The sequence below is a fragment of the Streptomyces sporangiiformans genome (assembly GCF_005768555.2).
Lineage (GTDB): Bacteria > Actinomycetota > Actinomycetes > Streptomycetales > Streptomycetaceae > Streptomyces > Streptomyces sporangiiformans.
The window spans coordinates 60,690-72,847 of sequence record NZ_VCHX02000145.1 but is presented as its reverse complement, the minus strand read 5'-3'; the positions used below and the strand labels follow the sequence as shown (position 1 = coordinate 72,847).

General features: G+C 69.6%; 10 protein-coding genes. 3 read left to right on the top strand and 7 right to left on the bottom strand.

All coding sequences use genetic code 11. The features are described 5' to 3' along the window. Positions 1 to 418: 418 nt before the first annotated feature. The gene (locus FGD71_RS22095) at positions 419 to 1,426 is read right to left on the bottom strand and encodes a stage II sporulation protein M (protein ID WP_119102229.1); all 1,008 of its coding nucleotides are present in this window, start codon (positions 1,424 to 1,426) and stop codon (positions 419 to 421) included. A 115-nt stretch (positions 1,427 to 1,541) separates the two neighbouring features. Here FGD71_RS22095 and FGD71_RS22090 point away from each other — a divergent pair, with 115 nt between their 5' ends. Further along, positions 1,542 to 2,498 (top strand): RDD family protein, encoded by a 957-nt coding sequence (locus FGD71_RS22090; protein ID WP_119102228.1) that lies wholly within the window; start codon positions 1,542 to 1,544, stop codon positions 2,496 to 2,498. A gap of 72 nt (positions 2,499 to 2,570) precedes the next feature. Here FGD71_RS22090 and FGD71_RS22085 read toward each other — a convergent pair whose 3' ends face one another. Together FGD71_RS22085 and ahcY are read right to left on the bottom strand one after the other, a co-directional pair. Then, positions 2,571 to 3,185 carry a hypothetical protein gene (locus tag FGD71_RS22085; RefSeq protein ID WP_119102227.1) on the bottom strand — a complete coding sequence of 205 codons (615 nt, stop codon included), beginning with the start codon at positions 3,183 to 3,185 and terminating at the stop codon, positions 2,571 to 2,573. Positions 3,186 to 3,330: 145 nt separating this feature from the next. After that, on the bottom strand, positions 3,331 to 4,788 hold the full coding sequence (gene ahcY, locus FGD71_RS22080) for an adenosylhomocysteinase (protein WP_119102226.1): 1,458 nt from the start codon (positions 4,786 to 4,788) through the stop codon (positions 3,331 to 3,333). Between the two features lie 409 nt (positions 4,789 to 5,197). Here ahcY and FGD71_RS22070 point away from each other — a divergent pair, with 409 nt between their 5' ends. Next, a complete protein-coding gene (locus FGD71_RS22070) occupies positions 5,198 to 7,387 on the top strand; it encodes a fructose-specific PTS transporter subunit EIIC (RefSeq protein WP_119102224.1) in 2,190 nt (729 codons plus the stop codon). Between the two features lie 132 nt (positions 7,388 to 7,519). Then, the gene (lepB, locus tag FGD71_RS22065) at positions 7,520 to 8,200 is read left to right on the top strand and encodes a signal peptidase I (RefSeq protein WP_119102223.1); all 681 of its coding nucleotides are present in this window, start codon (positions 7,520 to 7,522) and stop codon (positions 8,198 to 8,200) included. A 110-nt stretch (positions 8,201 to 8,310) separates the two neighbouring features. Here lepB and FGD71_RS22060 read toward each other — a convergent pair whose 3' ends face one another. The 4 genes from FGD71_RS22060 to FGD71_RS22045 all read right to left on the bottom strand — a co-directional run bounded on the left by FGD71_RS22060 (position 8,311) and on the right by FGD71_RS22045 (position 12,124). After that, the gene (locus FGD71_RS22060) at positions 8,311 to 9,288 is read right to left on the bottom strand and encodes a cation diffusion facilitator family transporter (protein ID WP_119102222.1); all 978 of its coding nucleotides are present in this window, start codon (positions 9,286 to 9,288) and stop codon (positions 8,311 to 8,313) included. A gap of 188 nt (positions 9,289 to 9,476) precedes the next feature. Next, positions 9,477 to 10,628 (bottom strand): mannose-6-phosphate isomerase, class I, encoded by a 1,152-nt coding sequence (gene manA / locus FGD71_RS22055; RefSeq protein WP_119102221.1) that lies wholly within the window; start codon positions 10,626 to 10,628, stop codon positions 9,477 to 9,479. A gap of 115 nt (positions 10,629 to 10,743) precedes the next feature. After that, positions 10,744 to 11,871, bottom strand: coding sequence for an SIS domain-containing protein (locus FGD71_RS22050; protein WP_119102220.1), 1,128 nt, complete (start codon positions 11,869 to 11,871; stop codon positions 10,744 to 10,746). An 82-nt stretch (positions 11,872 to 11,953) separates the two neighbouring features. Next, complete coding sequence (locus tag FGD71_RS22045; protein WP_119102219.1) at positions 11,954 to 12,124, bottom strand: Trm112 family protein; 171 nt, start codon at positions 12,122 to 12,124, stop codon at positions 11,954 to 11,956. Positions 12,125 to 12,158: the final 34 nt, after the last annotated feature.

Genomic DNA, 12,158 nt, shown 5'->3' with positions numbered 1-12,158 from the left:
TGGCACGCTGTTGAGTTCTCAAGGAACGGACGCTTCCTTCGTACTCACCCTCGCAGGCTTTCCTCCGGGCGCTTCCCTTCGGTGTTTCCAACCTTACCAGACCCTTTTCCCGTCCCGTTTCAGGTCGGAATTCGTTTCCGGTGGCCAGTTGGAGGGCCTTGCCTATTTGGTTGCCTTGCGGCTCCCTTTCGGCGAGCCCGACTTTATCAGAAGTTTTCGACCGGCCTGACAGGCCACTCGTCCTGAATAATCGGGGGCTTCTCCGGAAGCGAATTCCGGGAAGCGGAAGATGTCAACCGCTGCTGCTGAGCCTACCCGGCTCCGCGCAACTGTGTAAATCTACCTCCCCACACGTCCCGTGTCAACGGTTCCTGTGGGGCGAAGAGGAGACTAGCAGCTCGGCCGGTGTGCTCGCACATCAGGCCGCGGTCGGCACGGAAGCACTGCGCTCGGACTCCTCGACGTCGCCCGTGGCACCGGCACGGGTTGCCCGACCGCCCAGGACATAAACGTACGCGAGGAAGACCAGCTCAGCGGCGATGCCGATGGCGATGCGGGCCCAGGTCGGGAGGCCGGACGGGGTGACGAAGCCTTCGATGGCGCCGGAGACGAAGAGGACCAGGGCTAGGCCGATCGCCATGCCCAGGGCGGCGCGTGCCTCCTCGGCAAGGGCCACGCGGCGGGGGCGGGGCCCCGGATCGATGAGCGTCCAGCCGAGGCGCAGTCCCGTACCGGCGGCTACGAAGACGGCGGTCAGCTCAAGCAGGCCATGGGGGAGGACGAGGCCGAGGAAGGTGTCGAGGCGGCCGGCCGAGGACATCAGTCCGATGCCGACACCGAGGTTGAGCATGTTCTGGAAGAGGATCCAGATGACAGGGACGCACAAGAAGGCGCCGAGTACGAGACACATCGCGGCGGCCTGAGCATTGTTCGTCCACACCTGGGCCGCGAAGGACGCTGCGGGGTGGCTCGAGTAGTACGTCTCGTATTGGCCGCCGGGGCGGGTGAGGTCCCGTAGCTGGCTGGGGGCCGCGATGGAGGACTGCACCTCTGGGTGGGTGGCGATCCACCACCCCAGGATGGCCGCCACGACGGTGGAGAGGAGCGCGGTGGGCACCCACCAGTGGCGCGAGCGGTAGACCGCGGCGGGGAAACCGTAGGCAAGGAAGCGGGTCACGTCGCGCCAAGAGGCCCGGCGCGTGCCTGTCACGGCACTACGCGCGCGTGCCACGAGCTGGCTGAGGCGGCCGGTGAGCTGGGGGTCAGGGGCGCTGGACTGGATCAGGGAGAGGTGGGTGGCCGTGCGCTGGTAGAGGACGACGAGTTCGTCGGCCTCCACACCGTTGAGGCGGCGCTGGCGGCGCAGGAGTGCGTCGAGCCGATCCCACTCGGCGCGGTGGGCGGACACGAAGACGTCGAGGTCCATCGGGTTGGCTGCTCCTCGGCTGCTCGTCGTGTGGTCAGCTTGTCGCACTGCGGCGCGATGCGCCCTCAGCTTGGCAGACTGGCGGTTCTCAGGTCAGTTCGGGAAGGACGGCAGCGTGAGTGAGCTTGTGACGGGCGAGGCGGTGGCGCTGGAGCTGCGGCCCGCGAAGCTGCCCAGCCGGGCGCTGGCCGTGCTGATCGACCTTGCGGTGGCGGTGGCCGCGTATGTCGCCGTGACCGTGGCTCTCGTTGCGTCCACGGCCGCTCTGGACGAGGCGGCGCAGATGGCGGTGTCGATCGCGACATTCCTTCTTGTCCTGGTCGGCGGGCCGATCGCGGTGGAGACGCTCAGTCATGGGCGGTCGCTCGGGAAGCTGGCGTGCGGGCTGCGTGTGGTGCGCGACGACGGCGGGCCTATCCGGTTCCGTCATGCGCTGGTGCGTGGGGCGGTCGGCGTGGTCGAGATCCTGATGACGCTGGGGATCGTGGCGTGCATCGCGTCGCTCGTGTCGGCGAGGGGGCGACGGCTCGGTGATGTGTTCGCGGGGACGCTGGTCGTACGGGAACGGGTTCCCGCCGGGCGTACGCCGTTCATGCCGCCTCCCCCGCCTTGGCTGGCGGGACGGTTTTCCGGACTTGATCTGTCCGCGGTCCCGGATGGGCTGTGGCTTGCTGTCCGGCAGTATCTGACGCGGATGCAGCAGTTGGATCCGCAGGTCGGCTGGGCGATGGCCGAGCGACTCGCCGCCGACGTCGCGGAGCGCACCGGTGCTCCCGCGCCGCATGGCGTGCCGCCGGCGGCGTATCTGGCGGCGGTGATGCAGGAGCGGCAGGCTCGGGAGGCTCGGCGGGCGTTTGGTGGGCCGACGACGCCGCACGCCGCTGAGCAGCCGCCGAGTTCCGCGTACTCCCCTTACTCCTCTTACTCCTCGGGTTCCGGGGCGACTGCGGCTACTGGCCCCGCCGCCCCTGCCTCCGCCGCCGCGGCTCCGCTGTCCCACTCCCCGGCTCAGGAAGCCCCGCAGGACTCCGGGAACGAGCGCCCCGCCACGGGGTTCGTACCGCCCGCGTAACCCGGAGGACGCTGCGCGCCGGCGGTGGGCACAGTGCGCAGCCGTGTGCCGGAGCGTGCCTCCGGCCCGGTGTCAGGTGAAGACCGACGGCGGCGAGTCAAGATCCTCGAGTTCGATGCCGGGGGCGGCGAGTACGACGTCGCCAGAGATGTGCACAGCGTGCTGCTCGCCGGTGTCCAGGGCTGTGACCTGGTATTCCTCCACCATCAGGGGGCCGTTGTCAGTGGCGTGTGCTTCTCTCTTCATCAGGGCCCAGGACTGGTCGAGGGTGCGCGGGGCGAGGACCGGGTCGGTGAAGGCGACGAGGCGTAGGCGCGTGGCGGAGGAATCGGGGGTGAGACGCAGCAGACGTGCGGTGGCGATGAGGAACGCGGGGGATGTGCCGGTGAAGGCGTGGGCGCGGACATTGCCTTCGGTGGCGTGGGTCCCGGTGGGGTCGGTGCGGACCCAGGTGACGCCTTCGATGGCGGCACCTCGGACCTGCCAGCTCGCCGCGTGGAGTTCGAGACGGATGGGGCGGCCGAGGTCGTCGAGGGTGAGGTCGACGGAGCCGGCATGGTCACCCGAGGGGTTGATCACTTGGGAGACGTAGCGCCAGCCGGAGGGGCCGGGCGCGCAGTGGAAGTGCTCTTCGCCGAGAGGGGTGTGGTCGTGCGGATCATGGAGCGAATATCGGCCGCGGGGCATGGGGTCCTGGGTCTTTCTGGGGTCGGTCCCGCAATGGGCAGGCCCCCGGCACGGGGGTGCGGGGGCCTGCCTGGGACCTGCTGCTGAGGAGTGCGTCAGTGCACGGGCGCACTCCCCACGTGCAACGCGGTGGCGCGGCGCGTGCTCAGTAGCGGTAGTGGTCCGGCTTGTACGGGCCATCGACCTCGACACCGATGTACGCGGCCTGCTCGGGGCGGAGCGTCGTGAGCTTCACGCCGAGCGCGTCGAGGTGGAGGCGGGCGACCTTCTCGTCGAGGTGCTTGGGCAGCACGTAGACGTCGGTCGGGTACTCGGCCTGCTTGGTGAACAGCTCGATCTGGGCCAGGGTCTGGTCCGCGAACGAGTTGGACATCACGAAGGACGGGTGACCGGTGGCGTTGCCCAGGTTCAGCAGGCGGCCCTCGGAGAGGACGATGAGCACCTTGCCGTCGGGGAACGTCCAGGTGTGGACCTGCGGCTTGACCTCGTCCTTGACGATGCCCGGGATGTTCGCGAGGCCGGCCATGTCGATCTCGTTGTCGAAGTGACCGATGTTGCCCACGATCGCCTGGTGCTTCATCTTGGCCATGTCCGAGGCCATGATGATGTCCTTGTTGCCGGTCGTGGTGACGAAGATGTCGGCCTTGTCGACGACGTCGTCGAGGGTCGCGACCTGGTAGCCGTCCATCGCCGCCTGCAGGGCGCAGATCGGGTCGATCTCGGTGATGATCACGCGCGCGCCCTGGCCGCGCAGGGACTCCGCGCAGCCCTTGCCCACGTCACCGTAGCCGAAGACGACCGCGGTCTTGCCGCCGATCAGGACGTCGGTGGCGCGGTTGATGCCGTCGATCAGGGAGTGGCGGCAGCCGTACTTGTTGTCGAACTTCGACTTGGTGACGGCGTCGTTGACGTTGATCGCCGGGAACAGGAGGGTGCCCTCGCGCTGCATCTCGTACAGGCGGTGGACTCCGGTCGTGGTCTCCTCGGTGACGCCGCGGATCTCCGAGGCGAGCTGGGTCCACTTCTGCGAGCCGTTGGAGATCGTCCGGCTCAGGAGCTCCAGGACGACGCGGTGCTCGTCGGACTCCGCGGTGTCGACGGACGGGACCTTGCCCGCCTTCTCGTACTCGACGCCCTTGTGGACGAGCATGGTGGCGTCACCGCCGTCGTCCAGGATCATGTTCGGGCCGCCGGTGGGAGTGTTCGGCCAGGTCAGCGCCTGCTCCGTGCACCACCAGTACTCCTCCAGGGTCTCGCCCTTCCAGGCGAAGACCGGGACGCCCTGGGGGTTGTCCACCGTGCCGTTCGGGCCGACCGCGATGGCGGCGGCGGCGTGGTCCTGGGTGGAGAAGATGTTGCAGGACGCCCAGCGGACCTCGGCGCCCAGGGCGACCAGGGTCTCGATGAGCACGGCGGTCTGGACGGTCATGTGCAGGGAGCCGGTGACGCGCGCTCCGGCCAGGGGCTGCGCCTCGGCGTACTCCTTGCGGATCGCCATCAGGCCGGGCATCTCGTGCTCGGCGAGGGTGATCTCCTTGCGGCCGAAGTCGGCCAGGGAGAGGTCGGCGACCTTGAAGTCCTGTCGGTTTTCGACAGTCGTCATGCGAGCTGCTCCTCGGGGTTGGGTCGAGGTGGGTACGGCTGGTCTGCGCGGCGGCGGGCACACGAATGCCCGGTGCCTTTGCGCAGCGCAGTCCGTCGGAGGCCCTCTCTCCCTCGGTCGGCCCACGTGGGGCCGCCCGACCGCCATCAGCAGCGACGTCTGGCTCGGTTACGAATCTACACCGATCGGCCCAGCGGACCCCAGTCGGCCTCCGGACAGGTTGAGGGACGGACGAGGCGGACACCAGGGTCTGCACAGTCCTGAGCAGGAGTCAACCAGCCCGAAGAACAAGGGCTTTCGAACTTTTGAACCTGTGCTTACGTGTTGCAGGATGCAGGACGCAGGACATATCGATCTTGCGTGTCGGCCTTGTGTCGATCTTGTATGACAAAGGCGTTAGGAGATCCACGTGACCAGTCCGGCCGGCCCTCCCCCCACGGGCGGCGGCGATGGAGAGCAGCAGCGGTTGAAGCTGCTCGCAGTGACCGCGTGCCCGACCGGCATCGCCCACACCTATATGGCGGCGGAGAAGCTCTCGCAGGCGGCGGAGCGCCTCGGTGTCGACATGAAGGTGGAGACGCAAGGTTCGATCGGGGCAGAAAACATACTCACCGACAACGATGTCAGAACCGCTGACGGCGTCATCATCGCGGCCGACAAGGACGTGGACCTGAGCCGGTTCGCGGGGAAAAGGGTGGTGACGGTCGGGGTCGCCGAGGGCATTCACCATCCCGAGCGGCTGATCGAGGAGGTGCGGACGGCACCCGTGCACAGCGGGGGCGCCGCGGCCGCTGCGCCGAACGGCACGGGCAGCGGTAGCGCCGGCGGCAGGGAGCGGAGTGTCACGTACAAAGCGCTCATGAACGGCGTCAGTTACATGATTCCGTTCGTCGTGGTCGGCGGGCTGCTGATCGCGATCTCGCTGTCGCTCGGCGGGCACACCGATCCGTCCGGCGGTCTGGTCATCCCGAAGGACTCCTTCTGGATGGACGTCAACAATGTCGGCGTCATCGGCTTCACGCTGATGGTGCCGATCCTGTCCGGCTACATCGCGTACGCGATCGGAGACCGGCCCGCGTTGGTGCCCGGCATGATCGGCGGGTGGATCGCCAACACCGGTTCGCTGTACGACTCCGAGGCGGGCGCGGGCTTCATCGGGGCGATCGTGACCGGGTTCCTCGCCGGCTATCTGGTGCTGTGGATCAAGAGGGTCAAGGTCCCGAAGTTCGTGCAGCCGATCATGCCGATCATCGTGATCCCGATCGTGGCGACGACGGCGCTCGGTCTGTTCTTCATCTACGTGATCGGTCAGCCGATCTCCTGGGTCTTCGAGCAGCTGACGGACTGGCTCAGCGGGATGACCGGCTCCAGCGCCATCCTTCTCGGCGCGATCCTGGGTCTGATGATCGCGTTCGACATGGGCGGGCCGGTGAACAAGACGGCGTTCCTGTTCGGCGCGGGGCTCATCGCGACGGGCAACCAGGCCGTCATGGGAATGTGCGCGGCCGCGATCCCGGTGATGCCGCTCGGTCAGGGCCTCGCCACGCTGATCCGGAGGCGGCTGTACACGGAACAGGAGCGTGAGACGGGGCTGGCCTCGCTGTTCATGGGCCTGTTCGGTATCTCCGAGGGCGCGATCCCGTTCGCGGCGGCGCGGCCCGCGCAGGTCATCCCCGCCAACATGCTGGGCGGCGCGGTGGCGGGGGCGATCGCGGGTGTCGCCGGGGTCGAGGACGCGGTGCCGCACGGCGGACCGATCGTGGCGGTGCTGGGTGCCGTGGGCGGCGTACCGATGTTCTTCGTGGCCGTGGCGATCGGCACCGCGGTGACGGCGCTGACGACGGTGGCGCTCGTCAACGTCAGTGAGCGCCGGCTGAGGGCTCAGTCGCTGGTTGACGGGCCCTCGTCGAAGTCCGAGCCGGCGCTTGTGGGTGTCGGTGGAGGCGCAGGGGACGGTACGACGGCGACAGGTGCGGGCGCCCTCGGCCGCCCGTCTGCGCCGACGGCGACGCAGACGTCCACGTCTACGTCTACGCCTACGTCTTCTGCGTCGGCTCCGGATCCGGCGGCCTCCCCCGCGCCGCCCGCCGATGCCCCCGCCTCCGCCGATGCCCCCACCTCCGCCGATGCCCCCACCTCCGGCGAAGTCCTCTCCGGCTACCTCACCCGGCGGACCGTCAAGGTGCGACTCGTTGCCGAGGACAAGGAAGCCGCGATCCGGGAGATGGCCGGGCTGCTTGCCACCACCGCCGAGGTCAGGGATGTCGAGGAGCTGGTGCGGACCGCGCTGCGGCGCGAGGCGCTGGGCACGACCGGGCTCGGCGAGGAGATCGCGATCCCGCATGCCAAGACCGACGCGGTGACCGCGCCGGTGGTCGGCTTCGCACGGTCGGCGGAGGGCGTCGAGTGGGGCGCCCTCGACGGTACGAAAGCCAAGCTGATCTTCATGATCGCCGTGCCGGAGTCCGCCGCCGGCGACGAGCATCTGCGGATCCTGGCGCTGCTGTCCCGCAAGTTGATGGACACGGGCTTCCGTGAGCGGCTGATGTCGGCTCCGGACGAGGCGGCGATCCTCGGCGTGCTGCGCGAGATCCAGTAGTCGCCGAACAGGCACAGGCCCCGCACCCCTCGGACACGGGCGGCCCCGCACCGAGGGGTGCGGGGCCCTTTCGTTCAGCGATGGCCGCTATTCTCTGCGCCCGCGGATGTGCCGCATGGGGAGGGAGCAGCGATGGGCAGCAGACGAAGACTCGCGGTCACGGCGTGGGTTCTGGGACCGCTGGGGCTGATGATCCTTGCCGGCTCACTGCTGTATGTGCGGTCGGCCTACACGGGGATCACCGTGGTGAGCGATGGCATGGCACCGACCTACTCCATCGGCGAGCGACTGGTCGTGGAGCGGATGAGCGGCGCCGAGGTGCGTCGGGGCGACGTCGTGCTGTTCTCGGCACCGGAAAGGAACATCCAAGGAGCCGTGATGCAACGCGTGGTCGCGGTCGGCGGAGACCGGGTCGTGTGCTGCGAGGGCAGTGGGACGGGCGAGGGGACGGGCGAGCGGATCACCGTCAACGGGCAGCCGCTCGATGAGCCGTACGTGAAGGACGGTGTCGCCGACGGGACACATCGGCCGTACGACGTGAAGGTCCCGTCCGGGCGGCTGTTCCTGCTGGGCGATCACCGCGTGAACTCGAACGACTCGCGCTTCTACCCGAGCGACGGCCATCAGGGCACGGTGGCGAACGGGGCGGTCCTGGGCCGGGTGATGGATGGATTCGGCGCGCTCGGTGTGTGGTTCGGGGCCGGCCTGCTCGGGCTCGTCCTCGCGCTCGTCGGGCTCGGCTTCGGGATCGCCGCCCTGGTGGTGCGGAAGCGGTCGGTGCCTCCGTTGCCGCCGTGGCCCGTACACGCCTGAGAAAAACGCTGGGGCCAGCCGATGAAAAAGCTGGGGCCCGCCGACATCCTCGGCGGGCCCCAGCCATGTACAGCCATGCCATCTACAGCCACGTACGGCTGTGTACGAGATCAGTGCTCGGGGGTCTGCGCCGGCCCCCCGGGCGTGGCCTCGCGATCCGCGCCCTTCGCGGCCTCGGCTTCCCGGTAGATGTCGGGCTCGAGGTAGATGACGCGGGCGATCGGGACGGCCTCGCGGATGCGGGACTCGGCGGCGTCGATCGCGGAGGCGATCTGGGTGGCCGTGTTGTCGTGCTGGACCGCGATCTTGGCCGCGACGAGCAGTTCCTCCGGGCCGAGGTGGAGCGTGCGCATGTGGATGATGCCGGTGACCGTGTCGCCGTCGACGATGGCTGCCTCGATCTTCTTGACGTCTTCCAGGCCCGCGGCCTCGCCGAGGAGCAGCGACTTGGTCTCGGCGGCCAGGACGATGGCGATGACGATGAGGAGCACACCGATGCAGAGCGTGCCGATGCCGTCCCAGACGCCGTCGCCCGTACCCAGGGCCAGACCCACGCCGCCGAGCGCGAGGATCAGACCGACCAGCGCGCCGAGGTCCTCCAGCAGGACGACCGGCAGCTCGGGTGCCTTGGCGTGCCGCACGAACTCCTTCCAGGACTGCTTGCCCCGCAGCGCGTTGGACTCCTTGATGGCCGTCCGGAAGGAGAACGTCTCAGCGATGATCGCGAAGACGAGGACGCCCACCGGCCAGTACCAGTGGTCGATCTCGTGCGGGTGCTTGATCTTCTCGTAGCCCTCGTAGATCGCGAACATGCCGCCGACCGAGAAGAGGACGATCGAGACGAGGAAGGCGTAGATGTACCGCTCGCGGCCGTAGCCGAAGGGGTGCTGCGGGGTCGCCTCACGCTGGGCCTTCTTGCCGCCGAGGAGCAGCAGGCCCTGGTTGCCCGAGTCGGCGAGCGAGTGCACGGACTCGGCGAGCATCGACGAGGAGCCGCTGAAGAGGAACGCCACGAACTTCGCTGCCGCGATCGCGAGGTTGGCAGCCAGTGCCGCCACAATCGCTTTGGTGCCGCCTGACGCGCTCATGTGTTCCCGATGTCCCTTCGTCTGCCATCTCGTCTGCCGCCCCGGGCTTTGCCCACCCTTGACGGTGGGCCATTGTTGCAGCCCCGGCCGACACCGGCGTGTCCGGCCGCCGCTGAGAGGCGTCAGGCCACCGCTGCGTCCGCGTCAAGCCACCACCGCGTCCGCATCAAGGCACCAATGCGCCCTGGTCAGGCCACCACGGTGGCTCGGAAGACCGTGCCGGTCCCGGATACCTCGGTCTTCTCGCCCGCCGGTACGAAGACGGACTGGCCGGGGGCGAGTGCGTGCTCGTCCGCCTGTACGCAGCCCGCCGTGCACAGCAGGATCTGCGGGGTACGGAGGGTGAGGTCGCGGGAGGGCGCGCCTTCCGCAAGGACGTACCTCGAGAGGCGGAACTCGTCGATCGGCGTCTCGTAGACCTCTTCGCCGTCGGGGGACGCCTCGGGGCGCAGTACGCCGGGGTCGCCGGCCTCGAAGCGGACGATGCGCAGGAGTTCAGGGACGTCGACGTGCTTGGGAGTCAGACCGCAGCGCAGCACGTTGTCGGAGTTGGCCATGATCTCGACGCCGAGGCCGTTCAGGTACGCGTGCGGGACGCCCGCGCCGAGGAACAGGGCCTCGCCGGGCTGGAGTCGGACGTGATTGAGCAGCATCGCGGCGATGACGCCGGGGTCCCCCGGGTAGTGGTCGGCGAGGTCGGCGTACGGAGCGTGGGCGCCGCCGAGCCGTGCGCAGGCCGCGGCGGCTTCGGTGACCGTCCCGGCCATCTGCTCGGTGTCCGCGGACAGGACCGCCGTCAGCACCTCGCGCAGGGCCGCGTCTTCCGGGTGGGCGTGCAGCAGGTCGACGTACGGCTTGAGGGAGTCGACCTCCAGGGCCGCCAGCAGGTCGGCGGCTTCCAGTGGCGCCCGGAATCCGCACAGGCCGTCGAACTCCGTGAGCGCGCAGATCAGTTCGGGCTTGTGGTTGGCGTCCTTGTAGTTGCGATGCGGGGCGTCGATGGGGACTGCGCGGCGCTCCTCGTCCTCGTAGCCCTCCTTGGCCTGGGCGAGGTCGGGGTGCACCTGGAGGGAGAGCGGGGCACCCGCGGCGAGGATCTTGAGGAGGAACGGCAGGCGTGGGCCGAACTTGGCCACCGTCTCGGCGCCCAGTTCGCGCTCCGGGGCCGCGTCGATCAGTTCGGTGAGGGGGCCGCGGGCCGTGCGCGAGGGCGCGCCCGGGTGGGCACCCATCCACATCTCGGCCTGCGGTTCGCCGGTCGGCTCGACGCCGAGGAGGTGCGGGATGGCCGTGGCCGAGCCCCAGGCGTAGGGGCGGATGGTGTTGTCGAGGCGGTCCATGGGGTTCTTTCTGCGCTCTCGGTTCACGTGTTCGCGATTCGCGGGTTCACGATGCACATGTTCGCGGTTCGGTTCACGTGAGGTGAGGACGGTGGTCAGGGGGTCGGGGCAAGCATCAGGCTCCCGAGGCGAGCGCCAGGTAAACGGCCGCGAAATCTGTGATGGCGATCAGCTCCGCGAGGGTCTCCAGGTCGCCGCCGTCCTCCGGTTCGAGTTCGCTGATCGCGGTGTCGTGGCTGAGGGCGAGGTCGCGAGCGGCGGGGGCGGCACTGAGGCCGCCGGAGGGCCGGTCTCTGAGGAGGACCACGCGCGCGTGCATGACCGGCGTCTCCTCGACGCGGTCGCGGAAGAAGTCCTCGGGGTCGGCGCCGGCGGCCAGCGCGCCTGAAAGCAGGACGTGGTGAGCGGCGAGCGCCTCGGGCAGCTCGGCGACGAGCGCGGGGCGACCCGCGAGCTCGGCGAGCGCGGCGGCGAAACGGCGGCCCGCGGGTCCCGCGGAGGGACCCTCGGTCCAGATCAGCGGGAGTGCCTCGGCCAGCTCGGTGGCGAGGGTCTTGGCGGGATTGCTGTACGTCGCGATGGCCGGGCCGCATCGTTCGGCGATGAGGTCGAGGCGGTCGGCGACCTTGTGCAGGACGTCGGGCGGCGCGGTCACCAGGCCGGTGCGGTCGAGGAGCGCGAGCAGCGGGGTGAGCAGGGCCCACAGGACACCGGGGGCGGAGGCGGCAGTGGGTTCTTCCGGCTCGTACGGCGCGGTCGCCATCGGTACGAAGAGTCCGTGGGCGCCCTCCACCGCTTCGGTGAGCGGGGAGCCGGCCGGTGCCACCGCGGCGACCGTGCAGCCGCGGCGGTAGGCCTGGTCGACCAGCAGCGAGAGGCTGGGCTCGCTGCCGTCAGGGGTGGCGATCAGGAGCAGGTCGACGGGGCCTGCCCAGCCGGGCAGCTCCCAGCGCAGCGCGCCCGCGGCCGGGGCGACGCCCGTGGGAGCCAGGCGCGTGACGGGGCAGCCGACGCCGGCCAGCGTGCCCAGCAGGTCGGCGGCACAGCTCGCGGCGGCGCCGGGGCCCGCGATGAGGACCGCGCGCGGGCGGCCGTCCGGCTTGAGCTCGGGGATGCCCGCCTCGGCTGCGTGCCGGGTCGCGGTGCGGATGCGTGCGCCCGCCTCCGCGGCGCCGCGGAGCAGTCCGCGGCGGTCTGCCTCCGAGAGTGCCTCGGGGGCGTCGAGCAGCGATTCGTCGAGCATGGGTGGAAGTCTCCGATCGCCGGTTCGTCCGTTGTGCCGGTTCGTCCGTTACGCGGGTTCGTCCGTTACCCCGGTTCGTCCGTTACGCCGGGCGGCGGGCCTCGTCGACCAGGAGGACCGGGATGCCGTCCCGGACGGGGTACGCCAGGGCGCAGTCCTGGGCGGTGCACAGCAGCTCGGTCTCCTCCTCCTTGAGGGGGGCGTGGCAGGCCGGGCAGGCGAGGATCTCCAGGAGGCCGGCTTCGAGCGGCATGAGGGGTCCCTTCGGGGGCGGAGTTGTGCTGATG